The sequence below is a fragment of the Rhodococcus sp. 1163 genome, from assembly GCF_002091985.1.
Lineage (GTDB): Bacteria > Actinomycetota > Actinomycetes > Mycobacteriales > Mycobacteriaceae > Rhodococcoides.
The window spans coordinates 52,457-76,526 of record NZ_MKKX01000020.1 but is presented as its reverse complement, the minus strand read 5'-3'; the positions used below and the strand labels follow the sequence as shown (position 1 = coordinate 76,526).

25 protein-coding genes and 1 tRNA gene are annotated in these 24,070 nt (G+C 61.5%); 14 read left to right on the top strand and 12 right to left on the bottom strand.

Annotated features, from left to right (window positions below; translation table 11 throughout):
• The first annotated feature begins 5 nt into the window (after positions 1-5).
• The 7 genes from trpB to BJD99_RS09260 all read left to right on the top strand — a co-directional run bounded on the left by trpB (position 6) and on the right by BJD99_RS09260 (position 7,333).
• Positions 6-1,319, top strand: a complete 1,314-nt coding sequence (trpB, locus tag BJD99_RS09290; RefSeq protein ID WP_084346553.1) for a tryptophan synthase subunit beta — start codon at positions 6-8, stop codon at positions 1,317-1,319.
• Positions 1,316-2,119 carry a tryptophan synthase subunit alpha gene (gene trpA / locus BJD99_RS09285; protein WP_084346552.1) on the top strand — a complete coding sequence of 268 codons (804 nt, stop codon included), beginning with the start codon at positions 1,316-1,318 and terminating at the stop codon, positions 2,117-2,119. The genes trpB and trpA overlap by 4 nt, the downstream gene beginning before the upstream one ends.
• Positions 2,116-3,138 (top strand): prolipoprotein diacylglyceryl transferase, encoded by a 1,023-nt coding sequence (gene lgt, locus BJD99_RS09280; RefSeq protein ID WP_084346551.1) that lies wholly within the window; start codon positions 2,116-2,118, stop codon positions 3,136-3,138. Before trpA ends, lgt begins: the two co-directional genes overlap by 4 nt.
• Before the next feature lie 106 nt (positions 3,139-3,244).
• Positions 3,245-4,135: a TM2 domain-containing protein gene (locus BJD99_RS09275; RefSeq protein ID WP_084346550.1), complete on the top strand. Its 891-nt coding sequence runs from the start codon at positions 3,245-3,247 to the stop codon at positions 4,133-4,135.
• An 11-nt stretch (positions 4,136-4,146) separates the two neighbouring features.
• Positions 4,147-4,878 (top strand): sensor domain-containing protein, encoded by a 732-nt coding sequence (locus BJD99_RS09270; protein WP_084346549.1) that lies wholly within the window; start codon positions 4,147-4,149, stop codon positions 4,876-4,878.
• A 109-nt stretch (positions 4,879-4,987) separates the two neighbouring features.
• Positions 4,988-6,406, top strand: coding sequence for a pyruvate kinase (gene pyk / locus BJD99_RS09265; protein WP_084346743.1), 1,419 nt, complete (start codon positions 4,988-4,990; stop codon positions 6,404-6,406).
• Positions 6,407-7,333, top strand: a complete 927-nt coding sequence (locus BJD99_RS09260; RefSeq protein WP_084346548.1) for an acyl-CoA thioesterase II — start codon at positions 6,407-6,409, stop codon at positions 7,331-7,333.
• Positions 7,334-7,383: 50 nt separating this feature from the next.
• Here the strand turns inward: BJD99_RS09260 and BJD99_RS09255 are convergent, their stop codons facing one another.
• A complete protein-coding gene (locus tag BJD99_RS09255; RefSeq protein WP_143542100.1) occupies positions 7,384-7,800 on the bottom strand; it encodes a nuclear transport factor 2 family protein in 417 nt (138 codons plus the stop codon).
• Positions 7,801-7,897: 97 nt separating this feature from the next.
• Entirely contained in the window at positions 7,898-8,395 is a 498-nt protein-coding gene (locus BJD99_RS09250) for a DNA-deoxyinosine glycosylase (RefSeq protein ID WP_084346546.1), read from the bottom strand.
• 66 nt (positions 8,396-8,461) lie between these two features.
• Here BJD99_RS09250 and BJD99_RS09245 point away from each other — a divergent pair, with 66 nt between their 5' ends.
• Positions 8,462-8,647: a hypothetical protein gene (locus BJD99_RS09245; protein ID WP_136172107.1), complete on the top strand. Its 186-nt coding sequence runs from the start codon at positions 8,462-8,464 to the stop codon at positions 8,645-8,647.
• Here the strand turns inward: BJD99_RS09245 and BJD99_RS09240 are convergent.
• Positions 8,644-9,135 (bottom strand): DUF1772 domain-containing protein, encoded by a 492-nt coding sequence (locus tag BJD99_RS09240; protein WP_084346544.1) that lies wholly within the window; start codon positions 9,133-9,135, stop codon positions 8,644-8,646. The genes BJD99_RS09245 and BJD99_RS09240 overlap by 4 nt on opposite strands.
• Positions 9,132-10,019, bottom strand: coding sequence for an NAD(P)H-binding protein (locus BJD99_RS09235; RefSeq protein WP_084346543.1), 888 nt, complete (start codon positions 10,017-10,019; stop codon positions 9,132-9,134). Before BJD99_RS09235 ends, BJD99_RS09240 begins: the two co-directional genes overlap by 4 nt.
• Positions 10,020-10,139: 120 nt before the next feature.
• Here BJD99_RS09235 and BJD99_RS09230 point away from each other — a divergent pair, with 120 nt between their 5' ends.
• Positions 10,140-11,111: an AraC family transcriptional regulator gene (locus BJD99_RS09230; protein ID WP_084346542.1), complete on the top strand. Its 972-nt coding sequence runs from the start codon at positions 10,140-10,142 to the stop codon at positions 11,109-11,111.
• Positions 11,112-11,195: 84 nt separating this feature from the next.
• Here BJD99_RS09230 and BJD99_RS09225 read toward each other — a convergent pair whose 3' ends face one another.
• Genes BJD99_RS09225 through BJD99_RS09215 form a run of 3 tightly spaced genes read right to left on the bottom strand, consistent with a single transcriptional unit; the run spans position 11,196 to position 12,538 of the window.
• Entirely contained in the window at positions 11,196-11,375 is a 180-nt protein-coding gene (locus BJD99_RS09225; protein ID WP_084346541.1) for a hypothetical protein, read from the bottom strand.
• Between the two features lie 45 nt (positions 11,376-11,420).
• Positions 11,421-12,077 carry a metalloregulator ArsR/SmtB family transcription factor gene (locus BJD99_RS09220; RefSeq protein ID WP_084346540.1) on the bottom strand — a complete coding sequence of 219 codons (657 nt, stop codon included), beginning with the start codon at positions 12,075-12,077 and terminating at the stop codon, positions 11,421-11,423.
• Positions 12,078-12,112: 35 nt separating this feature from the next.
• Positions 12,113-12,538, bottom strand: coding sequence for a group III truncated hemoglobin (locus BJD99_RS09215; protein ID WP_179142262.1), 426 nt, complete (start codon positions 12,536-12,538; stop codon positions 12,113-12,115).
• 46 nt (positions 12,539-12,584) lie between these two features.
• On the opposite strand from BJD99_RS09215, the gene BJD99_RS09210 reads away from it, so the two are divergent.
• Together BJD99_RS09210 and BJD99_RS09205 are read left to right on the top strand one after the other, a co-directional pair.
• A complete protein-coding gene (locus tag BJD99_RS09210) occupies positions 12,585-13,523 on the top strand; it encodes a cupin domain-containing protein (protein ID WP_143542099.1) in 939 nt (312 codons plus the stop codon).
• Between the two features lie 6 nt (positions 13,524-13,529).
• Positions 13,530-14,021, top strand: coding sequence for a hypothetical protein (locus tag BJD99_RS09205; RefSeq protein ID WP_084346538.1), 492 nt, complete (start codon positions 13,530-13,532; stop codon positions 14,019-14,021).
• Between the two features lie 92 nt (positions 14,022-14,113).
• Here the strand turns inward: BJD99_RS09205 and BJD99_RS09200 are convergent.
• Positions 14,114-14,190, bottom strand: a tRNA-Leu gene (locus BJD99_RS09200).
• Positions 14,191-14,307: 117 nt separating this feature from the next.
• Between BJD99_RS09200 and BJD99_RS09195 the strand changes: the two genes are divergently transcribed.
• Entirely contained in the window at positions 14,308-14,919 is a 612-nt protein-coding gene (locus BJD99_RS09195) for an ANTAR domain-containing response regulator (protein ID WP_084346537.1), read from the top strand.
• Between the two features lie 194 nt (positions 14,920-15,113).
• The gene (locus tag BJD99_RS09190; RefSeq protein WP_084346536.1) at positions 15,114-16,448 is read left to right on the top strand and encodes an ABC transporter substrate-binding protein; all 1,335 of its coding nucleotides are present in this window, start codon (positions 15,114-15,116) and stop codon (positions 16,446-16,448) included.
• Between the two features lie 383 nt (positions 16,449-16,831).
• On the opposite strand, the gene BJD99_RS09185 is transcribed toward BJD99_RS09190, so the two are convergent.
• From BJD99_RS09185 to BJD99_RS09170, 4 genes are read right to left on the bottom strand one after another with little or no spacing between them, the layout of a single operon-like run.
• Positions 16,832-17,638 (bottom strand): ABC transporter ATP-binding protein, encoded by an 807-nt coding sequence (locus tag BJD99_RS09185; RefSeq protein ID WP_084346535.1) that lies wholly within the window; start codon positions 17,636-17,638, stop codon positions 16,832-16,834.
• Positions 17,635-18,696, bottom strand: coding sequence for an ABC transporter ATP-binding protein (locus tag BJD99_RS09180; protein ID WP_084346534.1), 1,062 nt, complete (start codon positions 18,694-18,696; stop codon positions 17,635-17,637). Before BJD99_RS09180 ends, BJD99_RS09185 begins: the two co-directional genes overlap by 4 nt.
• Positions 18,689-19,678 carry a branched-chain amino acid ABC transporter permease gene (locus tag BJD99_RS09175; protein WP_084346533.1) on the bottom strand — a complete coding sequence of 330 codons (990 nt, stop codon included), beginning with the start codon at positions 19,676-19,678 and terminating at the stop codon, positions 18,689-18,691. Before BJD99_RS09175 ends, BJD99_RS09180 begins: the two co-directional genes overlap by 8 nt.
• Before the next feature lie 4 nt (positions 19,679-19,682).
• Positions 19,683-20,990: a branched-chain amino acid ABC transporter permease gene (locus tag BJD99_RS09170; protein ID WP_084346742.1), complete on the bottom strand. Its 1,308-nt coding sequence runs from the start codon at positions 20,988-20,990 to the stop codon at positions 19,683-19,685.
• A gap of 284 nt (positions 20,991-21,274) precedes the next feature.
• On the opposite strand from BJD99_RS09170, the gene polA reads away from it, so the two are divergent.
• Complete coding sequence (polA, locus tag BJD99_RS09165) at positions 21,275-24,007, top strand: DNA polymerase I (RefSeq protein WP_373270531.1); 2,733 nt, start codon at positions 21,275-21,277, stop codon at positions 24,005-24,007.
• Positions 24,008-24,070 lie beyond the last annotated feature (63 nt).

The following is a 24,070-nucleotide window of genomic DNA, read 5'->3' as shown; positions in this document are numbered from 1 at the left end:
GAGAGGTGACCAGCCACCTTCAGAGCCCCCGTTTCAAGGGCGGCGATCTACCCGAGAGCAGCCTCGGGTTGACCGACCGCAGCAAACACGATCCCGATATCGGCGGGCACTTCGGTGTGTACGGCGGGCGGTACGTTCCAGAGGCGCTGATGGGCGTCATCGAAGAAGTCACCGTCGAATACGACAAGGTACGCAGTGACGAGGAATTCCTGGCAGAGCTGGATCGACTCCAGCGCGACTACACCGGGCGACCCTCCCCGGTGTTCGAGGCCACTCGGTTGTCCGAGCATGCCGGCGGCGCAAGGATTCTGCTCAAGCGAGAAGACCTGAACCACACTGGTTCTCACAAGATCAACAATGTCCTCGGGCAGGTGCTGCTCGCCAAGCGAATGGGCAAGACGCGGGTCATCGCGGAAACCGGAGCAGGGCAACACGGTGTCGCGACGGCCACGGCGTGTGCACTGCTGGGGCTGGAATGCGTCGTGTACATGGGTGAGGTCGACACCGAACGTCAGGCTCTCAACGTTGCACGAATGCGGTTGCTCGGATCTTCGGTCGTGGCTGTCACCTCGGGGTCGCGGACGCTGAAGGATGCAATCAACGAGGCCTTGCGCGACTGGGTCGCGCATGCGGACGATACGTATTACTGCTTCGGAACCGTGGCCGGCCCGCACCCGTTTCCATCCATGGTCCGCGACTTTCAGCGGATCATCGGACTCGAAGCTCGCCAGCAGGTTCAAGCGTCGACCGGACGCCTTCCCGACGCCATTGCCGCCTGCGTCGGCGGCGGATCGAACGCTATCGGGATTTTTCACGCGTTCATCGACGACCCGTCCGTCCGCCTCGTCGGATTCGAAGCTGCAGGAGATGGCGTCGACACCGGTAGGCACGCGGCCACCATCAGTGGCGGCTCCCCGGGCACTTTGCACGGGACGTACTCATACCTTTTGCAGGACGAAGACGGCCAGACCACCGAATCACACTCGATTTCAGCGGGATTGGACTACCCGGGTGTCGGTCCGGAGCATTCCTATCTGCACGACATCGGGCGCGCGGAGTATCGGGGTATCACCGATACCGAGGCCATGGAGGCTTTTCGACTGCTGTGCAGGACCGAGGGCATCATTCCGGCGATCGAATCTGCGCATGCGATCGCGGGCGCGCTGAAGCTGGGACGAGAACTCGGCAAGGACAAGATCGTGCTGGTCAACCTCTCCGGGCGCGGCGACAAAGACGTCGATACCGCCGCCGAATGGTTCGGTCTGGTGGACGCAGACGGTGAAGCGCACGTAGACGGCGAAAAGGGTGACCCCGCATGACCGAACGACCTTCCAGGCTCGGCGCCACGTTCAAAGCGTGCAAAGACGAGAATCGGGCCGCACTGATCGGCTACCTCCCGGCGGGATTCCCGACGGTCGAGAAGTCGATCGAGGTCTTCGAGACCATGGTGTCTTCAGGCTGTGACATCGTCGAGGTCGGTATTCCGTACTCCGACCCCGTCATGGACGGGCCTACCATCCAAGCTGCGGCAGATACCGCACTTCGTGCTGGTGCTCGAGTGCGTGACGTGTTCACGGTCGTCGAGAGAGTCTCCGCGAGCGGCGGCAAGGCAATCGTGATGACCTACTGGAATCTCGTGATGCGATACGGCATCGACGCTTTCGCCCGGGATCTCGCGAGTGCAGGTGGCCTCGGCATCATCACTCCCGATCTGATCCCTGACGAAGCCGACGAGTGGATCGCTGCCTCGGATGCACACGATCTCGATCGCATCTTTCTCGTTGCACCGTCTTCGACCGAAGAGCGATTGGCCAGCACAGTGAAGGCCAGCCGTGGATTCGTCTACGCCGCGTCGACCATGGGCGTCACCGGGGCTCGTGATGTCGTCAGCTCGTCCGCCCCTGAACTGACTGCCCGGATCCGCAAGCATTCCGACATACCGGTGGGTGTCGGTCTCGGTGTGCGATCGGGTGCGCAGGCCGCCGAGATCGCAAAGTACGCCGATGCAGTCATAGTCGGTTCGGCCCTGGTGTCCGCAGTCGACAAGGGTCTGGATGCCGTCGCGGCTCTGACCAGCGAACTCGCCGAGGGTGTCCGTTCGGCTAACGTAGCCCTGTGACTTCCGTCTTAGGACCCTCGACTGCAGTTCTGGCGTACATTCCCAGTCCGCCGCAAGGTGTTTGGTACATCGGACCGATAGCGCTCCGTGCATACGCTCTCTTCATCATCGTCGGGATCGTGGTCGCCGTCGTCTGGGGTGATCGCCGATGGGTGGCCAGAGGTGGAACCAAGGGCACAGTGCTCGACGTCGCCGTCTGGGCAGTGCCTTTCGGCCTGCTCGGTGGCCGCATCTACCACGTCATCACCGATTGGAGCACCTACTTCGGGCCGGGTGGTGACCCGGTTCGCGCGCTCAAGGTGTGGGAAGGCGGGCTCGGAATCTGGGGTGCAGTTCTCCTCGGAGGAGTCGGCGCCTGGATCGCTTGTCGTCGTCGCGGAATCCCGTTGCCCGCGTTCGGCGATGCGGTCGGACCGCCGATCCTGCTCGCCCAGGCGATCGGCCGTATCGGTAACTACTTCAACCAGGAACTGTACGGACGAGAGACCACGCGAGCCTGGGGCCTGGAGATCTTCGAACGCGTCAACTCCGCCGGCCGCCTCGATCCTCTGACGGGTGTATCGAACGGCGTGCTCGAAAAAATCGTTCATCCGACGTTCCTGTACGAGCTTCTGTGGAGCCTCGCCATCGTTGTGCTGTTGGTGGTCGTCGACCGTCGATACGCCATCGGCCACGGGCGCTTGTTCGCTCTCTACGTCGCCGGATACTGCGCCGGTAGATTCTGGGTCGAACTACTTCGCGACGACTACGCCACGCATATCGCAGGAATTCGCGTCAACACCTTCACCTCGGCCATCGTGTTCGTTCTGGCGGTTCTCTACTTCGTACTGGCAAAGAAGGGCCGCGAAGATCCGGCAAGCCTCGAGTCCAAGGACCACACGAGCGCCTCCGCCGATACGGAAAAGACCGAGTCGGAAGAGTCCGAGTCGACAACCGAGAAGACGACTGATGCGGCGGTCGAGCTCGAGAAGGACTCTGCCCCGACGTCAGGTCGTGAGAAGGATTCCCCCGGTAAGTGAGGCAGGCGACCCGCAGCTTTCGGCGGGCGCCGAAAGCTGAAGGATCTGACGGTATGGATGTGGCAGGCTGTGCTGGCTGCCATCGATTTCGAGCAAGGAGTAGCCGGTGAGCGAGCCCGACAACAAGCCCGAGAGTGGGTCCTCCGATGAGGGATCCAACAGCGAGACGGAACGAATCGAGACGCCACCCGATTTCGGCACGCCGTTCGACTACGACGCAACTGCCGAGGCGTCGTTGTCCGAGCAGCCTGCAACTTCGGAGACCGGACCGGTGACCGGTGCAATCGGATCGGGATCGGGTTCGGGCCCTGGATGGGCCGTGCATTCTGGTATCGGCAATGGTCCGGGGTGGGGCGAGTCGCCGAGCTATCCACCTCTCGCCGCCTCCGACCCCGCCTCCGACAATGGGCCAGGTTCCGGAGTCAGTTTCGACAAGCCGAATACGGCACCGTCGCAAGGCGATACTTCGCCCGAACAGAACTTCGGCGCATCTCCTTACGGCCAGTCGGGCCCGGTGTACGGGGCGCCGGATCCTGGCTACCCGCAGCCGAACCCCAACGAGCAGTATTACGACCAGTACCAGGGCGGCGGTTACGGTCCACCGCCATCGGGACCGCCACCGGGAGGATTTCCACCGCCACCCGGATATCAGCCGCAGCCGGGATACCCACCACTCCCCGGTTACCAGCCGCAACCTGCCTACGGGGGTTATCCAGGAGCACCGTACGGAGTCGATCCCATGGCGCCGTACGGTAGGCATCCTGTCACCGGTGAGCCGTTCTCGGACAGGTCCAAACTGACAGCGGGTTTACTCGGAATCCTTCTGGGTGCTTTCGGCGCGGGACGCTTCTACCTCAATCAGCCGGGCATGGCGGTCGCTCAGATCGCAGTCACGTGGTTGACCTGCGGAATCGGCGGGATCTGGCCGCTGATCGACGGGATCATGATGCTGACCGGCAGCGTGCGAGACCAGCACGGGCGGCCTCTTCGGGACTGACGCTTCGCGCGATGACCCGCATATCGCTACGGCAGGGAACGGGCGGTCGACGATTCCGGTGTTCGTATGCGGACCGAAGTACGGCAACAAGTGGTGGGGCGCGGCCCCACCGCTCTCTCGAGATTCTCCGTGAGTTCGCCATGTTGGTTGTTGCTCTGCCGCTCACTCTCGTCGGTCTCGCGCTGGCGACGGTTTGTTTCGCGCTTGGTGTTGTCGCGGTTGCGACACTCGTGTTGGCGCCACTTGCATTGGTGTTCGCGAGCATCGTGCAGGCGAGTGCGACCGCGCGGCGTGCTGTCCTTGCCGCCGTAGTGGGGGTGCCGCTTTCCCCGCCGAACCGGCCCGCGGTGTCGTCGCGGCGGAACCCGTACGTCCTGGTTGTTGCCAAGCTTCGCTCCGGTCGGATGTGGCGGGACTTGGGTTCACACCTGACCTCGCTGCTCGCGGTCGTTCTGTCGATCGGGGTGGCGACAGGGACTATCGCCCTGATAGTGCGTGCCGTGGTGTGGCCGGCGTACGCCGTGGGAAACCCGTCGTTCTACGAATTGGCATGGGGCGGGCCAATACTCGCTGGAGCTATGGCGGTGCATTGCGTGCCGGGTGTGGTTCTGTTGGTCGCCGGGCCGTGGTTGTTGCGGTGGCTCACCCGGCTGTGTCTTCTTGCCGCTGGTGTCGAACGGGACACCGGACATCCTGGCTCGATCGGCGGGACCCTGAGTAGGGCAAGCAGCACCGGCCTCTGAACCGATGCAGTTGCTTTCACCAGTGCCTGCGTCTTATTACTCATCGGTAGATTTTTGTTGGCCGCCTCTGCCGACGAGTCGAAGCGACACACCGACTAGGCTCGTGTTCGTGAGCCGACGTACGAAGATCGTTTGCACCCTTGGACCTGCGACCGCTACCAGTGAGCGAATCCGTGAACTCGTAGAGAGTGGAATGGATGTCGCCAGACTGAATTTCAGCCACGGTGATCACCCCGATCATCAGGCGAACTACGAGAGGGTTCGAGAGGCATCGAATCTCACCGGCAAGGCCGTGGGAATTCTCGCCGACCTCCAGGGCCCGAAGATTCGCCTCGGTCGATTCGCCGAGGGTAAAACCACCTGGGCCGCCGGTGAATTGGTGCGCATCACCGTCGACGAGGTCGAAGGCACCCATGATCGGGTGTCGACGACCTACAAGGAGTTGGCACAGGACGCCAAGGAAGGTGACCGCCTGCTGGTCGACGACGGCAAGGTCGGGCTCGTCGTCACCGGCGTCGAAGGGAACGACGTTCTGTGCCGGGTCACCGAGGGCGGGCCGGTCAGCAACAACAAGGGCGTGTCCCTGCCGGGTATGGACGTATCGGTTCCGGCGCTGTCGGAAAAGGATATCGCGGACCTCGAATTCGCCCTGGACCTCGGCGTCGACTTCATTGCTCTGTCCTTCGTCCGTTCGCCTGCCGACGTCGAACTCGTCCACTCCATCATGGACCGAGTCGGCCGCCGAGTGCCGGTCATCGCCAAGATCGAAAAGCCCGAAGCAGTCGACAATCTCGAAGCCATCGTTCTTGCATTCGACGCTGTGATGGTCGCCCGCGGCGACCTCGGCGTCGAGTTGCCGCTCGAACAGGTACCCCTGGTGCAGAAGCGTGCCATTCAAATCGCTCGCGCCAACGCGAAGCCCGTCATCGTCGCGACTCAGATGCTCGAGTCGATGATCGAGAATTCGCGGCCTACGAGAGCTGAAGCGTCGGACGTGGCGAACGCGGTTCTCGACGGCACCGATGCAGTCATGCTCTCCGGTGAGACCTCCGTCGGCAAATACGTCATGGAGACCGTCCGTACGATGGCTCGGATCGTCGAAACAGTCGAGACCGAGGGTGACGGCGTTCCGCCCTTGACACACACCCCGCGTACGAAGCGCGGCGTCATCTCCTACGCCGCCCGGGACATCGGTGAGCGACTCGACGCCAAGGCGCTTGTGGCATTCACTCAGTCCGGAGACACCGTACGACGCTTGTCTCGTCTGCATACCTCGCTCCCGCTACTCGCGTTCACCTCGATTCCGGAGGTGCGTAGTCAGCTTGCGTTGAGTTGGGGGACCGAGACATTCCTGGTTCCGGAAGTCGAAACCACCGATGCAATGGTGCTCGAAGTGGACAAGGCCTTGCTCGAACTCGGCCGGTACAACAAGGGCGATCAGGTCGTGATCGTCGCCGGTGCGCCCCCCGGCACAGTAGGCTCGACCAACTTGATCCATGTGCACCGAATTGGGGAAGAGGACCGGTAAGTGGCAGATGTGGGGGGACCCGGTGCCGCGGCATTACCCGGGACCGATGTGAAGACGGATCTGCAGACGCTTCTCGAGTTGCTCGACCTCGAGGAGATCGGTGAAGGTGTGTACCGGGGGGTGCACCCGCGCCAGGTGGGCAGCCGCACCTTCGGCGGTCAACTCGTCGCTCAAGCTCTGATCGCTGCCGGTAAGACGGTCGCGGGCACCAGCCGCGATGTGCACGCTGTCAACGCACACTTCATCCGTGGCGGAGACGTCAAGAAACCCATCGACTATCACGTGTCCATCCAGCGCGACGGACGCGCATTCGCCAACCGCCAGGTCACCGCGATTCAGGACGGCAACGAGCTGTTCGTGATGTTGGCCGCGTTCCAGGACTTCGGTAAGGGGCTCGAGCACAGCGTCGAACTACCCGATGTGCCGTACCCGGATGCGTTGCCTCCGCTCGGCGATCACTTCATCGGATACGAAGATCGCCTGCAGATGTTCGTCAACGCACTCAAGCCGATCGACATGCGTTACGCCAACGACCCGACCTGGATCATGCAGGGAACCGGTGAGAGGCTCACGCACAATCGGGTGTGGATGAAAGCCGACGGCGAACTTCCCGATGCGTCGATCTACCATGCGGCCACGATGGCGTATGCGTCGGACACGACAGTGCTCGATTCCATCATCACCACTCACGGGCTTTCATGGGGGTTCGATCGGATCGTTGCGGCGACCGTCAATCACTCGATCTGGTTCCACCGGCCGTTCCGATTCGACGAATGGGCGCTCTACGCCACCGAATCACCGGTAGCTGCCGGCTCGCGGGGCTTGGCCACCGGTCGGTTCTTCTCGATGGACGGGCTGTTGTTGGCCACCGTCGTCCAAGAGGGTCTCATCCGACACTTTCCCAAGAAAGAACGACTGGCCACGTAGTTGTCAGGCAGTGCCTCGAGAGGACCGACGGTCGCTGACGATGGAGCGCGTCAGGCGCCGTCCTCCACCGGGAGGACAAGGTCGCCGAGGGTGCCCAAGGGCTGACATGAACGGTGGGTGATCCGCCAACCCGCATCCGTGCGCAACCACCTGTCGTCGTATATCCCTACGAAGTCCCAGTGCTGCACCGGGCGCCCCGGCGCGGAAAAGTGTATGGCCCGGATGTAGCTCGTCGACGTGGCCCGGTCTCCATCGACACGGACGCGGTAGTTGCCGGTCAAGTGCTGGGTGGGCCCGCAGCGGCCGAGATAGCGGATGGTGTTGGCGGTGATCGCAGGCAGACCCTGCTGACCGTAACCCTCGGCGTCCTCGGTGAAGATCTCGCCGAGGCGGCGCCACTCCTTGTGGTCGAGGATCCAAGCGATTTCGGTGAGCTGCTCGACGATCTCCTGGCGGTTCTCATTCATTGCATGCTCCATGGGTGGCTGGGATCATTGTTCTCTCACCGAAGATATAACCGCAGAGACGACCTGAAATACCAACGACGGCCCAGCGCAACCGAGTTCAGCGGTCGACGACCGCCCACGCAGCGAGCTTGGTCTCGAAACTCATGGACGCGTGCGCCGGACTCGTCGACGGGAGCAGAGTCGTCGTGACTTCGGCGGTCCGCACCGTCGTCGGCGCGTACCGGCGATAGCTGGCTTCGGCCTTGGCGCCGTTGAAGAAGATCCGCTCGATCGACGGGTGAGAGTCGAGGAGCGCGGCGATTTCGTTGATCTCGATGGAGGATTCGACGATCGCGGAGTCGAGGCTTCCTGTCCGCGTGCACAGCTTCATCACATCCCAGACGGCGATGCCGTGGCGTCGTAGCGCGGCAACGCGATCTTCGTAGTCCAGGTTCGGTCCGGCCTCGAACAGTTCTCCCATGATCCGCCAGAACGTATTTCGTGGATGTGCGTAGTAGGCCTGGGCTGTCAGCGACGCGATTCCCGGCATCGATCCGAGTATCAGCGTGTGCGCATTGTCCGAGACTATCGGCGCAAAGCTGTGGATGGTGGTCATGATCGAAACAATCTCACGTTGCGAAAGCGCTGCATGGGTAGCAGTGGCTGACGGACAATGGCCATCATGTTGGACCCACGAGTACTCGACAACCATGAGCTCGACGCAGAACTGGCTGCACTCCGGCGGGGGCGTGACGCCTCGATGGACGAAGGAGCCGGAGACGACACGTTGGCCGAGGCGGATCGGCTGATCGAGAGGTTCGAAGCGGAGATAAAGGCACGACACCAGGATTCCAGCCTGCAGGACTAGAGGGAGGACTGACATCTGACGGCGATCGTCAATGCGACGCAGGCGGCTCCGGCTGCGCCTGTGCGTGCGTGGTTCCACGCAATCCAGCTGTCCAGGTAGTCCGACCAGACCTGAGCGCCGGCCGGGGAGTCTGCACTTGCTGTCGCCAACGTGTCATTGAGCGGGACGTTGACGACCATCGTGACCACGACGCAGCCGAGAACATACAGAATTGCGCCGACCACTACGAGGCTCTGCGATCCGGTGCCGAACCAGATGGATCCAACGGCCGCGACGATCGCGGCAACGGCACTGCCGATAAACAAGGTCAGGAAGCTCGGTGACACGATCGAGACGTTGATCTGCTGCATCGTCGCGATTGCCGCCGACGGTGGTTGATTCTTCAGCGCAGGCATGACGCAGATCGAGAAGGCGAGCAAGACTCCAGCAATGAGGCCGCAGCCGATAGCAGCAACCATGGTTGCGACGGCGGTCGTTCGTTCGATCACGAGGGGCTCCCCGCTACGGACAACGACGCAGCGAACGCTTCGATGCTCGTGGGCGTGGTGTTCGCGGATGTGCGAGGTACCGGCTCGGTCAGTTCACCGCTGTTGAACGCCCGGGTCATGTCCACGTAGTGGTGGGAGTACTCGAGCGAAAATCCGATAGTTGTCAGAACCGATGCCATGTCGGCGTACGACAGTTGGACATACCGCGGATCGGTGATGCCGAGGTGCCTACCCAGAATGGTGGTGGCTTCGATGTAGCTCACGTCACGTTCACCCAGGAGCTCGCGGACGGCATAACCGTCCCAATCGGGGTCGACGAGCGCATCTGCTGCGGCGGCCGCGATATCACTGGCCGAGATCATCGGGATAGGTAGATCCGACACGATCGAATCGACGTGGCTGCCTTGCTGGACAAGCTGGTCGACGGCTGCCAGCAGATTCTCGAAGAAGGACACCGGACGCAGGGCCGTCACGCGAACGCCGGTGAGGGCACGCAGTCGAGCCTCCTGGCGATGCAGCGCGCCGATCACTCCCGGTGCGTCGGGTCGGTCGGCGCCCAGGCTGCTCAACGCGACGACCGTGGATATTTTGCTCACGGATATGGCCGATGCAATCGACACCCCGAATCGGTCCTGTTCGGCCGAATAGTTTTCGGTGAACGGATTGCTGGGGACCATCGCGAACAGCGCGGAGCACTCGCGTAGCAGCTCAGCGAGCTGAGCGGTGTCCGCGAGATCGAATTCCCGCACGTCCGCGCCGCGCTTCGCGAGATCATCCAGCGTCCTCGCGCTTCTTCCCAGGACTCGAACAGGCAGGCCGCCATCGAGTAGGAAGTGTGCGATCTTGTTGCCGACGTGTCCGCGTGCACCCATCACCGTGATCATGAGGTTTCCTTCCGTTGCTATTGGTGGATGGAACCCAGTTTGATCTGCCGGTCCAAGACTTTCTATGACTCAAGATCGCTGTTTCATGCTCAATCGTCCAGATTGGGTTACGGTCGGTGTATGCGAGGAGAAGATCCATGGAGATCGTCGGACCCGTTGGGTGAGGCGCTGCATTTTCTCCGGATGACGGGCACGTTCTATTGCCGATCCGAGCTGTCCGAGCCTTGGGGCCTCGAGATGCCGGTGATGGAGGACTGCCTGTGGTTCCATGTCGTCACCAGCGGTAGATGCCTGCTCAGCGTCGAAGGTACTCAGCCACGTTATTTGGTTCCCGGTGAGTTCGCTCTGATACCACACGGTCTCGGGCACATGCTGTCCAGCGATGTCGATGCGGCGGAGGATGCGCCCATGGTCCACGACCTACCGCACGACTACCTCAGCGATCGGTACGCGGTCATTCAACACGGGAGTGGGGGCGCGGCAACAATATTGGTCTGTGGTGCAGTACGTCTCGACCACCCGTCGGCGGTTCGATTGATCCGATCGCTTCCACCGCTGGTCGTCGTCGAATCTGAGCCGTCACCACACCTGTCCTGGATGCACAGCACGCTCGGCTTGGTCGCTGATGAGGCGCGGCAACGTCGGCCCGGGGGAGAGGAAGTCATTACTCGGTTGTCGGACATCCTTGTCATACAGGCACTTCGGTCATGGATCGAACATGATTCAGCGTCGAAGGTCGGTTGGCTCGGTGCACTGCAGGATGTAAGCATCGGGCCCGCATTGGCATTGATTCATCGAGAACCCGACCATCGATGGACGGTTGCGTCTTTGGCTACAAGGGTGTCGATGTCGAGGTCGGCGTTCTCAGCGAGATTTACGTCGATGGTCGGCGAATCGCCGATGCATTATCTTGCGGAGTGGCGAATGCGGAGCGCTCATGATGCTCTTCGGTCCCATGATGTCTCCGTGGCGGAACTGGCCAAACGTAGCGGCTACCAATCCGAAGCAGCATTTTCGAGAGCATTCAAACGGATGCTCGGCGTCTCGCCGGGAAGCGTTCGACGCCGTATCGACGTCTCGCTGGTGCCGTGACCGATTCGACGGATGAAAGTCACGAAATGCCTGTCCTGAGTCTGATCCCGCGAACAAAGGCGCGCTCGACGAACCTGAGCTCGGTCAGTCGGTCATCGGGCGGTCGACATATCCGGTGGTGTGCTGTGTGTCCGCACTGCACTGGTAGTAGACCCACTTGGCGTCCGAGGTGCCGGCGGGATCACCGAACCGGTGAGTGACACGCTCCGCACATAATGTGCCTGCGCCTCTGTCATGGCAACGAAGATTGCTAGGTATGTACATGGCCCCACCATAGGCCCTATCCGCAAGGCCGTTTACCAGGAGTTTTTAGGTATGGCTTATTCGTCTCGTCCCTGTGATCACGCATAAGTCGGGTTGCACGAAGGGGAGTAGCGCGACATTCGGGCTGGTGTCCTCTTCGATCTCGAGGATTCGTTCGATCAGGCCGCGGTGCACCGAGCACACCACTTGTGGATGCGCCACCGCCGAGTCGCGAAACGGACAGGCTCGCAATTCGATCGTTCCCTGGGCATCGGTGTGTGGGTCGAAGCCGAGTTGGTCGAGGACGGTCAGCAGCTCGACTCTGTTCGTTCCGGCCATCGTGTTCTGGGCAATGATGTCGTCTGCCCACTGCCTTCCTGCGTCTTCCGCACTCGCGCGGCCACCGTCGTCGTGGGTCGCCAACGCCTCGGCCAGTACGTCGATGAGTTGTACTTGCGAAGTCTCGCTCCGCACCACTGGCGTGGCAGTGTAGAAAGTTCGGGGCCGTCCGCGACGCTTCTCCGAGATCGGCTGGCGCCGAACCATTCCAGAGCCTTCGAGATGGTCGAGATGAAACCGAACAGTGGTGAGATGCAGGTCGATTCTGGTGGCTATGCTCAGCGCGTCGAGTGGATCGCGAGACTCGACGAGCATGTCGAGTATCTGCCGCCGCGTTTCGGATGCGAGCGCGGCGTGATGGGCATTGTCGCTCCGATCAGCCATTGTTTGAAAGTATCACTATCCGCTAAATTCAGACATCACAGACCCGCTTGGACGCTGCGCGTACTCACGGATTTGTTCTCGCGACGTGAACTCGCGTGAAGCCGTCGATGAATCGAGTAGGCGATCCGGCGCGCCTGGGTCTTGGCTGCCTCGGCCTTCTGTCCGGCGAAGCTCTCGTCGACGTTGGCGACCCAGATTTCGAGCCACCGGTCGAAGTGTTCCTGCTCCAGTGGGAACTTATCGTTCAGTGCGACGTGGAGTTGGAACGCGTTGCGCTTGTACTTGCCTACGCGAAACAGCACTGTTTCCCAGAAGTCGCACATGATCGGCAGGTGATGGCTTAGATCCATGACCGCGATCTCGGTGAATATCGGACCGATCAACGGGTCGGCGAATGCTCGTTCGTAGAAGTCGCCGACCATGGTCTCGACGTCGTGCCGGTCTCTCAAGTCTCGCATCATGCTATCGATCCTAGGTGATTAAAAAGCATTGTGATACTTTCTATTCATGGAAGCGGCAACTCACACGTTGGTAACCAAAAATACCGATGACGCGCAGCACGTGCGTCCGGTCGAGAAGGGCAAGGTCAAGACTCGCCGTGTCTTCAAGGGGCCGGGAGTGACGATGATTCGTTTGACCATCGATTCCGGTGCCGTGATGACCGAGCACACTGCGGCGGTACCCATTGTGTTGCAGTCTATTTCAGGAAATGCCGTGATCGAGGTCGGCGGCGAACGGATCGACATGTCGGCCGGGGCGATAGTTCATGTCGATGCGCGCGTTCCGCACTCTGTCGAAGCGATCACCCCAGCTCACCTACTGCTCTTCTTGCTCGAACGGGCTCCGTCCGAGAAGGCGAAGACGCCAGAAGCCATCCAGGAGCCGGCGCGATCCGATGTGGTCCTCGCCAGCACCGGCGCCGATGCCGCCGCTATCGAGGCAGTCCTGAATCGGCACGCTGAAGTATCCGGCGCGCTTTCCGGCTACGCGACGCGAGTGATCGACGCCGCGAGTGCGGGGGATGAGGGCTTGGCCGTCGGGACGCGTATCGAACTCCTCGCGTGGTGCACCGGTCCGTTGACCGACCTCCTCGACGCCGAGGCAGCGGAATTCGGTCGGGCCTTGCGCGAGGTCGACGAGGCATTGGCAGATCGAGTCGTACACGAGCGCGACGCGATCGTTGCGTCGAGCCTCCGAGTAGCGGAAGCACAGTCCGCCGTCGAGGGCGCTGCCGAGGTCGCGGGTCTGCGGGTGTACCTCGGCCAGTACCTGCGTACCTATGAAAGTCGCGCGCTGCCTGCTCTCGCGCAGTCGAAAGCGGCATCCTTGGCAGCTCTGTGGGCGAAGGTCGAAGCCAAGACGTCGACTGTCGCTGCAGGAGTGGACCATGCGGCAACCGATCATGTCTGTGAATGCGGGGTCGTGGACGAGCCGGCGACCGCCTGACTACGGATGAAGGTAGACGCCCTACGCGTCACTTACGTTCTGGGCGTGTGCTTCGTCATCACCGGTGGGCTCGTCGCTGCGGTGACGGGCCCACTGGACCTGGAGCGAGGCAGTTGGCTCGCGGCATATTCGGTATTGGTGTGTGGTGTCGCACAATGTGCGCTAGCGGTCGGCCACACGGTGACCGGCGCCCCCGCTCCGACGTCGCAGCTGTCATGGATTCGGCTGGCCGGCTGGAATCTGGGCAATCTGCTGGTGATTGTCGGTGCGCTACTTCGGGTTCCGATCCTCGTCGATATCGGGGCGGTCCCGTTGGTGATCGCGTTGGTGCTCACTCTTCGGTCGACCCGGAACGCTATTCGGTGGATACCTGCGGTGGGCTATCGCCTGATACTTCTCGTACTGATCGTGAGCATCCCGATCGGAGTGACTCTGAGTCATGCTCGGGCCGCAACGGAGTCTGCCGCACCCGCTCATGCCGCGATCGAATCCTGGTAACCGGTATGGCACCCGATGCGGGGCAAGGCACCGGGCGAAACACGACACCCTGGCGGGTGTCGGTTCACAGTGAATCTTTGACCTGTACTACGTGGTGCCCTCGGTGAGACTCGAACTCACACTGGACGGGTTTTGAATCCGTTTCCTCTGCCAATTGGGATACGAGGGCTGGCATCTTCAAGCAACGATTGACGAGTCTAGAAGATGCGCCGCGGGGGTGTTGCACCGGTACCCTTCAAAGGCTCGAGCACTGATGGGCGATGACTGTCGAAGGAGACTGGTACGTATGAATGCTCCTGTTGCGCAAGGTAGTGGCAAGCCCGCACTTCGTGTCGTAGTTGCCGAGGACGAATCTCTGATTCGCCTCGACCTCGTGGAAATGCTTCGCGAGGAAGGGTACGAGGTGGTGGGTGAGGCGGCCGACGGTCAACGGGCGGTGGATCTGGCAATCGAACTCCGACCCGATCTGGTGATCATGGATGTGAAGATGCCTCGCCGCGACGGCATCGACGCCGCGTCGGAGATTGCCGAGAAGCGCATCGCACCTGTGGTGATCCTGACCGCATTCAGTCAGCGAGAACTCGTCGAGAAGGCGCGGGATGCGGGTGCCATGGCTTATCTGGTGAAGCCGTTCTCGAAGGCGGACCTGATACCGGCAGTCGAACTTGCGGCCAGTCGATACACGGAGATCTCGTCGCTGGAGAGCGAGATCGTCGATCTGCAGGAGCGACTCGAGACGCGGAAGCTGATCGAGCGCGCGAAAGGCAAGTTGATGGAGTCTCAGTCGCTGACCGAGCCTGCGGCGTTCAAGTGGATTCAGCACGCAGCGATGGACCGTCGGACGACGATGAAAGCTGTGGCACTCATCATCATCGAGACTCTGGACAACACGGCGTAAGCGAAGGTTTTCGGCTTCGGTGGAGTGCTCAGGCTACGGCCACGTAAAACTTTTGCCCGTCAGGTCACAGTAAGGTCACGAGCCTCGTTCTCGCTGATCGCAAATCGCCTCGGACAGCTACCGTCTGATCCACACAAGAGCCTCATATGACTCAGGTGTGCTTCATAGCGATGAGCAAACCAAGGAGACCCTAGATGGCAAAACGGACCTACGTCCGCACGGCTGCGGTGTTGGGTGCTGCATCATTGGCACTGTTCGGATGTTCCTCGAACGACGATTCGAATTCGAGTGACAGCACCAGCGCCGCCGGCGGAAGCTCGGCAGCAGAAGAGACGGTCTCGACCGACTGCACGCCCGAAATGGCCACTGCGGGCGCAACGCCTGTCACCACTCCGCTTGTCGTGGGAACTCTGCTCCCCGAGACCGGAACTCTCGCGTTCCTCGGGCCGCCTGAGGTTGCAGGTGTCCAACTCGCCATCAACGACGTGAACGAGGCCGGTGGCGTACTCGCCCAGCCCGTCCAGCTCATCCCCGGCGACTCGGGTGACACGACCACCGATACCGCGACGACGACCGTCGACCGCCTGCTCGCCGGTGGCTCCGACGTCATCATCGGTGCAGCGTCGTCCTCGGTGTCTCTCAAGGTCATCGACAAGATCGCCAGTGCAGGCGTCGTCCAGTTCTCGCCGGCCAATACGTCCGATCAGTTCGTCTGCTACGCCGACAAGGGGCAGTACTTCCGTACCGCACCGACCGACGTGCTGCAGGCACAGGCGCTCTCGAAGCTCATCGCTGAGGACGGTGCACAGCGCGTGTCCATTCTCGCGCTGAACGATCCCTACGGAACGGGTCTCGCCAGCAACACCGTCGATAATCTCGAGGCTGCGGGCATTCCGTCGGATCAGATTCAGAAGATCATCTACGATCCCAACGCGCAGTCGTTCAACGCCGAGGTGGACGACGTCAAGACGTTCGCACCCGATGCCGTCGCGATTATCGGCTTCGAGGAATCGGCGAAGATCATCACCCGTATGCACGAGGTCGGCATCGGACCGTCCGACGGAATGGCTGTCTTCGGCGTCGACGGCAACATGGGTAACGCACTCGGCGAATCCGTGGCAAAGCCGTTGCTGGACACGATGAGAGGGACGACGCCACTCACCGACGTCGGCCCGGCATTCCAGGATCGACTCAAGGCCATCAACCCGGCCCTGGTGGACTTCAACTACGCGGGCGAATCCTACGACGCGGTGGTGATCTCGGCGCTCGCCGCCGAGCAGGCCAAGTCCACAGCAGGCACGGACATCGCGGCAAACATCAACAGCGTCACCAAAGACGGCACCAAATGCACGAGCTATGCGCAGTGCCTGCCCCTCGTCAAGGCTGGAACCGATATCGACTACGACGGAATTACCGGTGCGCTGAACTTCACCGACGGCGGCGAACCCGCCACCGGTTCCTACGGCAACCTGGTCTTCGGGCCGGACAACACACTGACCACAGATGGATTCATCGTCGTTGGCGAGTGATCGACTGATTCAACTAGGGAGCCCCGTTCTGCTCGGCAGAACGGGGCTCCCGTTGTCGTGCCCAACAGCATTCTGTGGCGCGCAGAAGTGAGAGCTACGCGGAACTGGCAGGTACGTCAGGGGCTCTGTGTTGCAGGAGCTTTCGGGTGAAGGAGATGCTCGGCTGGTTGGATTGATGGAAGCGTGACGGTTACGCGACAGAGGGGCAGGATGGTCGGCCCGGGGTCGAGGTACCAGCGTGCGGGTGCGATGGCGAGGCCGGCTGACGACAGGCCCGGAGCTGGCTTTGTCGATGACGACAGAGGATGTCGACGAGTTCTCCGAAAGCGATCGCGCAGGATGCCGACACGGAAACAACCGTGTCGGCATCCTGCGCAGCGTGGTTATTTCTCTTTGCTTCCTGCCAACGTTCCGAGGTAGAGCTCGATCACCTTCGGGTCGTTCATCAGGTTGGTCCCGGTGTCGGTGTAGGCATTTCGGCCCTGATCGAGGACATAGCCGCGGTCGCAGATCTGAAGACACCGACGCGCGTTCTGCTCGACCATGATGATCGAGACGCCTGCCGCATTGATCTTCTTGCAGCGAATGAACACTTCGTCCTGGAACATCGGCGACAGGCCCGCCGACGGCTCGTCGAGCAGCAGCACCGACGGTTCCATCATGAGCGCGCGACCCATCGCGACCATCTGGCGTTCACCGCCGGACAGTGCGCCCGCCTTGACCCTTTTACGCTCACCCAGGAGTGGGAAGAGTTCACTGACGAACTCGAAGCGTTCCGCGAACTTCTTGGGACGCAGATAGATTCCCATTTCGAGGTTCTCTTCGATGGTCAGCGACGGGAAGACGTTCTGCGTCTGCGGAACATATCCGACGCCTTTCGTCACCAGCACGTGCGCTTCGGCCGAAGTGATGTTGTCACCGCGCAGCTTGACCGAACCTTCGCGCACGGGAATCAGCCCGAACAGAGTCTTCAGAAGTGTCGACTTACCTGCCCCGTTGGGGCCGATGATGCCGACGATCTCACCGTCGCGAAGGAAGAAGTTGCAGTCACTGAGGATGTTGACGCCGGGAATGTATCCCGCAACCAAATTGTCGGCTCGCAGTAGCGCGCCTTCGGCCAGCCGAGCATGCTCTGCCGGGGTCGCGGCAAATTCTGCGGCGGTCAACTTTTGTGTACCGGGTTCGCTCATTTGTCGTCTTCTCCCTTGGCAGGCCTGTCAGCCGCAGCAGAGCCTCTAACGACGTCCGGAGCGAAAAATTCGGGTTCCGACAGGTCACCGCCGGCCTCGAGCTCTTCGGCCTCTGCCTGCGCGAGTGCTTCGGCCAGTTCGGCGGTCGCACCGACGGGGTTGCCGTTCTCGTCGAATTCCAGCGCCTGGTCGTGGTGACTTCCCAGGTACGCGTCGACGACAGCGCCATTGTTCGACAGTTCCTCGGGCGTGGATTCGGCGATGACACTGCCCTGTGCCATAACGACGACCCAGTCGCTGATATCTCGGATGACGTCCATATCGTGTTCGACGAACACCACGGTCATTCCGTCGTCGCGCAGTGATTTGATATGCCCCAACAGGCTTTGTGTGAGAGCAGGATTGACGCCTGCCATCGGCTCGTCGAGCATCACCACAGCCGGGTCGGTCATGAGCGCACGGGCCATTTCGAGCAGTTTGCGCTGCCCGCCCGACAATGAGCCGGCGAGATCGTCTGCCTTGGCGTCGAGCTTGAATCGAGCCAAGAGATCGTAGGCGCGTTCGGTGATCTCCCGTTCCTGGGCTTTCCACGTCCATGGCATGAACGTGTTGAGTATGCGTTCGCCCTTCTGCCCGGTGGCGCCGAGGCGGACATTGTCCAGGACAGTGAGCTTCGAGAGTGCTTTCGTCAGCTGAAAGGTGCGCACGACGCCTTTGCGGGCAACCTGATGCGGATGCATCTTCCCGAGTGACTGGCCATCCATCGACCAGGTGCCGGTGTCGGGTCGATCGAAACCGGTCAGCAGATTGAACAGCGTGGTTTTGCCTGCGCCGTTCGGTCCGATGAGTCCGGTGATGCAGCCGCGCTGAATCTCGAGGTGGGCAACGTCGACCGCTTTGAGCCCGCCGAACGTCCGTGAGACGCCGTCGACGACCAGGGTTGGGTCGGGCTTCGGTGCGCCGGGAGTGCTCGGTACGCCTGCGAACAGTGCTCTTCGCTCTTCGGAGCTGAGAGCTTTGGCAGCGCGTGCGGCCAAAGCCGATGAGGTGTCAGGCATTGAGTTGGACCTCCCGCTTGTTCCCGAGAATACCCTGGGGTCTGAAGACCATCAGAACAGCGATCAGGATCCCCAACAGTACGAATCGAGTCGCACCGACCTGCTGCTCACTGAGGTCCAGCAGGGGATCGGGGCCGGTGATCGCCTGGCGAAGGATGGCGTCGGGGATCGATAGTAGGAACCAGAACAACATGGCACCGAGCACCGGTCCGAACACCGTCGCGGCACCGCCGAGAATCAGAGCTCCGAATGCGAAGAAGGTCTGCGCGGTGGAGTAGAAGTCCGGGTTGATGGATTTGGTCTGCAGTGCGTTGAACACGCCGCCCATGCCGCCGATGACACCGCCCATGACAAGGGCCTGCATCTTGTAGACGAACACGTTCTTACCCAGCGATCGCGCAGCGTCCTCGTCCTCGCGCACAGCCTTGAGGACGCGGCCCCACGGGCTGTGTGTGAGCAGGTACACGAAGCCACAGAGAACGAGTACGAGTGTCCAACCCACCACCATCGACCATAGGTCGTCGCCATAGAATTTGACGCCCAGGAACGAGTACTGCTTCCCCGAGTCGAAGGGACTCAGCGACGTGAACGGATCAGCGAAACCGAACAGTCCGTTGGTCGATGCGGTCACCGAATCCGTTGCGGTCGAGCGGAAGACGAGTCTGAGTATCTCCGAGGCCGCGATCGTGACGATAGCCAGATAGTCAGCCCGCAGCCGAAGCGTCGGGATGCCGAGGACGAGCGCGAGCAGTCCGGCCGCACCGAGACCGACGAGGATACCGACCCACAACGGCTGCTGATAGGTGACCGTCATGATGCCGACGCCGTATCCGCCGAGCAGGGCGAACCCGATCTGGCCGAAGTTGAGTAGTCCCGCATAACCGAAGTGCAGGTTCAAGCCGATGGCGAGTAATGCGTAGAAGATTGCGGACGGACCGATCAGCTGCGCGAGTGAAACTTGAAGAGCTGCAAGAATATCCATCGATTCACCCGATCCTTTGCCGCGAGCCGAGTATGCCCTGAGGTCTGACGACGAGGATGAGAATCAAGACGAGCAGGCCTCCGATGTATTTGAGATCGGGATTGATGAACATCGTCGACCACTGCACGAGCAGCCCCACGATCACGCAGCCGAGGAGCGCTCCGTATGCAGTTCCGAGCCCGCCGAGGGTGATGCCGGCGAACATGAGGAGTAGCAGCTTGAAGCCCATCTCCCATTGCACGCGACCGCCGAGTTCGGACAGTCCGAACAGGACGCCACCGAGAGCAGCGAGCCCGCCGCCCATGCACCAGACGAATGTCACGACGCGTTCGACATTGATGCCCGACGACGCCGCAAGGTCACGGTTGTCCGCGACGGCGCGCATCGCTTTGCCGATCCGCGTGCGTTGCAACATGAGCGCGACGCCGACGAGCACGACGATGCTGATGATGATGCACGCCAGATTGACGTTGGTGATGGCGAACGGACCCCACTCGTTCTGGGTCTGAGCCTGGTAGTCGTCGAAGGGCTCGGCGCGGTCGGAGAAGAAGATGAGGATCAGGTATCGCAGTGCAATCGCAAGGCCGATGGACACCACCAGTTGTGCGATCAGACCGGTCTTGCGTTTTCGCAGTGGTCTCCAGATGGCCGCGTTGTTGAGCCATCCGATGGCGACGCCGACGATGACGGCCAGGATCGTGGCATAGATCAGTTGAATTCCCATGCTGACGTTGAACACCCAGGCAGCTACAGCCCCGAGAGTGACCAGTTCACCGTGCGCGAAGTTGGTCAGGCCGGTGGTGCCGAAGATCAAACTCAGACCGACTGCAGCGAGGGCGATGACGAGACCGAAACGGAAGCCGTCGACCGTGGTCCTGATGAATTTCTCGTAGAAGGGAAGCTCATTTGAGGTGCGCGCTTCACCGAACGAAAAGATCACGGTGTTCGTGCGGCCGGCCGCAATCTCGCGCTGCACTTCGCCCTGAACGCTGACCCCGTCGGGAAGCGTCTCGGAGTCGACCTCGAAAGTGTATGACCCTGGGGATAATTCGAGAGTCCAGCGTCCACCTTTCTCGGATGTCGTTCGAGCGACCTCGTCGCCGGTCGAATCGCGCGCCAGTACGTCGACGTCGGTCAGGCGTTCGCCACCGTTGTTGAGGCTGCCGCTGACGGGAACGGCGTCGGCGGCCGGCGGTTGAGATGTCGACGACGACGGTGGGGGAGTCGGCGTCGGTTCCTGGGCCAGCGCGGTGCCGCCGAACGTCACGGCGGCTATGGATCCGAGGATCGCCAGGAGGAGGGCTTGCTTGATGAAGCGAAGCGGGGTTCGGCTGCGATGCCGAAGTCGAATCTTCCTACGGGTCCATCGAACAATTGGGGCCACGCACGTCCTCCGGACGGTTGTCGGTTGAGCCTCGAGACCTCGGCTGCTGCAATTGTGGGACTGTAACCGTTGAAAGCGCACGAAATCGGAGTCTTGAATTTCCGGAAAGTATCGTTTGTGTTTCGAACTACCCGGTCGGTGGTTCGGGCCGGGAGTCGCATCCACTGACGCGGTGTCGGAGCTTCTACTTAGACTGGTCAACCGTGAGCCCCATAACCGAGCACAGTGCAGCATCGAAACCCTCGACCGGCAGTTCCGCCGACGGTGAGCAGCCGACGCTGTTGCTGATCGACGGTCATTCCATCGCTTTTCGCGCGTTCTTCGCGCTGCCCGTGGACAACTTCAAGACCACCAGCGGCCAGACCACCAACGCGGTGTACGGGTTCACCTCCATGCTGATCAACCTGCTCCGAGACGAGAAGCCGACGCATATCGCGGCGGCATTCGATGTGTCTCGGCAAACATTCCGGGCCGAGCGGTTCCCGGCCTACAAGGCGAACCGAAGTAAGACGCCCGACGAGTTCGCCGGCCAGGTGGACATCACCAAGGACGTCCTCGGTGCCATGGGCATCCCGGTGATGGCCGAAGCCGGCTTCGAAGCTGACGACATCATCGCGACATTGGTGACTCAAGCGGAAGCACTCGGCTACCGGATCCTCGTGGTGACGGGGGACCGAGACGCGCTGCAGCTCGTCACCGACAACGTCACTGTGCTGTATCCGAAGAAGGGTGTCTCCGAGCTCACGCGGTTCACCCCGGAAGAGGTCACCACCAAGTACGGCCTCACACCGGCGCAGTACCCGGATTTCGCTGCATTGCGCGGAGACCCGAGCGACAACCTGCCCGGTATCCCCGGTGTCGGGGAGAAGACGGCCACCAAATGGATCGTCGAGTACGGCTCACTGGAAGAGCTCGTCAACAACGTCGACAAGGTCAAGGGCAAGGTGGGTGACTCGCTGCGAGCCAACCTGTCCGGTGTGGTGCTCAACCGCGAACTCACCGAGATGGTGCGTGACGTTCCACTTCCGTACACGCCGGATCAGTTGGAACTGGCGCCGTGGGATCGCGAGAAGATCCATGCGCTGTTCGACGATCTCGAGTTTCGAGTGTTGCGCGATCGGTTGTTCGACACCCTGTCCTCCACGGAGCCCGAGGCCGAGGAAGGCTTCGACGTCCGTGGAGGCACCGTGCCGGTGGGTGAGCTCGCACAGTGGCTCGCGGTTCACGCCTCCACGGGGGAGCGTCACGGCCTCTCGGTCGTCGGCCCGAGACGACCGTTCGACAGCGATGCGCTGTCGATCGCGATCGCCGCATCCGACGGCGAAGGGGGCTTCGTCGATACCAGCTCTTTGGATCCATCGGACGAGCAGGCACTGGCGGCATGGTTGGCCGATGCCGGTCAACCGAAAGCGCTCCACGAAGCAAAATGGGCAATCCACGCGTTGCGTGGTCGCGGGTGGACCCTGGGCGGCTTGACCAGCGACACTGCACTTGCCGCGTATCTTGTCCGCCCGGGTCAACGGACGTTCAACCTCGACGATCTGTCGCTGCGGTATCTCAAGCGCGAACTGCGCGTCGAGGATTCCGTCGAAGGCCAGCTTTCACTGCTCGACACCGAGGACGTCGCGGAAGCGGCCGTGGCGGAGGGCGAGATACTGCGCGCCCAAGCAATTCTGGATCTTGCTGCCGCACTGGACGACGAGTTGGCGGCGATCGAATCGAGTTCACTGCTCTCGGAGATGGAACTACCGCTGCTGTCGTTGCTCGCGGACCTCGAGGCGACCGGCATCGCTGTCGATGAAGCGCATCTCGGTGAGCTGCAGAGCCAGTTCGCCGACAAGGTGAGCGAAGCCGCCAATGCTGCCTACGAAGTCATCGGCAAGCAGATCAATCTCGGTTCCCCGAAGCAGCTGCAAGTGGTGCTGTTCGACGAACTCGAAATGCCGAAGACGAAAAAGACGAAGACCGGCTACACCACCGATGCCGATGCGCTGCAAGGGTTGTTCGAGAAAACCCAGCATCCGTTCTTGAAGTTTCTGCTCGATCACCGTGATGCGACACGCATGAAGGTCACCGTGGACGGGTTGCTCAAGTCGATCGCCGACGACGGACGAATTCACACCACGTTCAATCAGACCGTGGCAGCCACCGGCCGGTTGTCGTCCACCGACCCGAACCTGCAGAACATTCCGGTTCGAAACGAGGCTGGACGCCACATCAGAGACGGCTTTGTCGTGGGCGAGGGGTACAGCACGCTCCTGACCGCTGACTACAGTCAGATCGAGATGCGAATCATGGCCCACGTGTCCGGTGACGCCGGCCTCATCGAGGCGTTCAACACCGGTGAAGACCTGCACAGTTTCGTAGGCTCGCGCGCGTTCGGCGTGCCCATCGAGGACGTCACCCCCGAACTACGCCGACGTGTGAAGGCCATGTCCTACGGACTTGCCTACGGCCTCAGTGCTTTCGGCTTGGCCGCGCAGCTGAAGATTTCTACCGAAGAGGCCAAAGCGCAGATGGAGGCCTACTTCTCGAGGTTCGGTGGGGTTCGTGACTACCTGCGAAACGCCGTCGAAGAGGCGCGAAAGGTTGGGTACACCTCGACTCTCTACGGCCGCAGGCGCTACCTACCCGACCTCAACAGTGACAACCGTCAACGCCGGGAGGTTGCCGAGCGCGCTGCGCTCAATGCGCCGATTCAGGGAACTGCAGCGGACATCATCAAGGTGGCGATGATCGACGTGCACAACTCTTTGGCGGAATCGGGCCTCCGATCACGAATGTTGTTGCAGGTGCACGACGAACTGGTCCTCGAGGTCGTCGAATCCGAGCGGGAGCAGATCGAGCATTTGGTTCGAGACAAAATGTCCTCGGCCATCGAGCTTTCCGTTCCGCTCGAGGTGTCCGTCGGCACCGGAACGAGCTGGGACCAGGCTGCACACTAGACAGCAGCCTGCACACAGGAAACAAGAAAGCCGGTCGCGTATGCGACCGGCTTTCTTGTTCGT

Bases quoted from the DNA above. Each gene is read 5' to 3' on its own strand.
- BJD99_RS09205 (WP_084346538.1), top strand. From the start codon at position 13,530: ATGAAGGTAGACGCCCTACGCGTCACTTACGTTCTGGGCGTGTGCTTC.
- BJD99_RS09245 (WP_136172107.1), top strand. From the start codon at position 8,462: ATGTTGGACCCACGAGTACTCGACAACCATGAGCTCGACGCAGAACTG.
- BJD99_RS09180 (WP_084346534.1), bottom strand. From the start codon at position 18,696: ATGCCTGACACCTCATCGGCTTTGGCCGCACGCGCTGCCAAAGCTCTC.
- trpA (WP_084346552.1), top strand. From the start codon at position 1,316: ATGACCGAACGACCTTCCAGGCTCGGCGCCACGTTCAAAGCGTGCAAA.
- BJD99_RS09255 (WP_143542100.1), bottom strand. From the start codon at position 7,800: ATGAATGAGAACCGCCAGGAGATCGTCGAGCAGCTCACCGAAATCGCT.
- BJD99_RS09175 (WP_084346533.1), bottom strand. From the start codon at position 19,678: ATGGATATTCTTGCAGCTCTTCAAGTTTCACTCGCGCAGCTGATCGGT.
- BJD99_RS09235 (WP_084346543.1), bottom strand. From the start codon at position 10,019: ATGATCACGGTGATGGGTGCACGCGGACACGTCGGCAACAAGATCGCA.
- BJD99_RS09270 (WP_084346549.1), top strand. From the start codon at position 4,147: ATGACCCGCATATCGCTACGGCAGGGAACGGGCGGTCGACGATTCCGG.
- BJD99_RS09190 (WP_084346536.1), top strand. From the start codon at position 15,114: ATGGCAAAACGGACCTACGTCCGCACGGCTGCGGTGTTGGGTGCTGCA.
- BJD99_RS09215 (WP_179142262.1), bottom strand. From the start codon at position 12,538: ATGATGCGAGACTTGAGAGACCGGCACGACGTCGAGACCATGGTCGGC.
- BJD99_RS09225 (WP_084346541.1), bottom strand. From the start codon at position 11,375: ATGTACATACCTAGCAATCTTCGTTGCCATGACAGAGGCGCAGGCACA.
- BJD99_RS09220 (WP_084346540.1), bottom strand. From the start codon at position 12,077: ATGGCTGATCGGAGCGACAATGCCCATCACGCCGCGCTCGCATCCGAA.
- BJD99_RS09185 (WP_084346535.1), bottom strand. From the start codon at position 17,638: ATGAGCGAACCCGGTACACAAAAGTTGACCGCCGCAGAATTTGCCGCG.
- BJD99_RS09230 (WP_084346542.1), top strand. From the start codon at position 10,140: ATGCGAGGAGAAGATCCATGGAGATCGTCGGACCCGTTGGGTGAGGCG.
- BJD99_RS09195 (WP_084346537.1), top strand. From the start codon at position 14,308: ATGAATGCTCCTGTTGCGCAAGGTAGTGGCAAGCCCGCACTTCGTGTC.
- BJD99_RS09250 (WP_084346546.1), bottom strand. From the start codon at position 8,395: ATGACCACCATCCACAGCTTTGCGCCGATAGTCTCGGACAATGCGCAC.
- BJD99_RS09210 (WP_143542099.1), top strand. From the start codon at position 12,585: ATGGAAGCGGCAACTCACACGTTGGTAACCAAAAATACCGATGACGCG.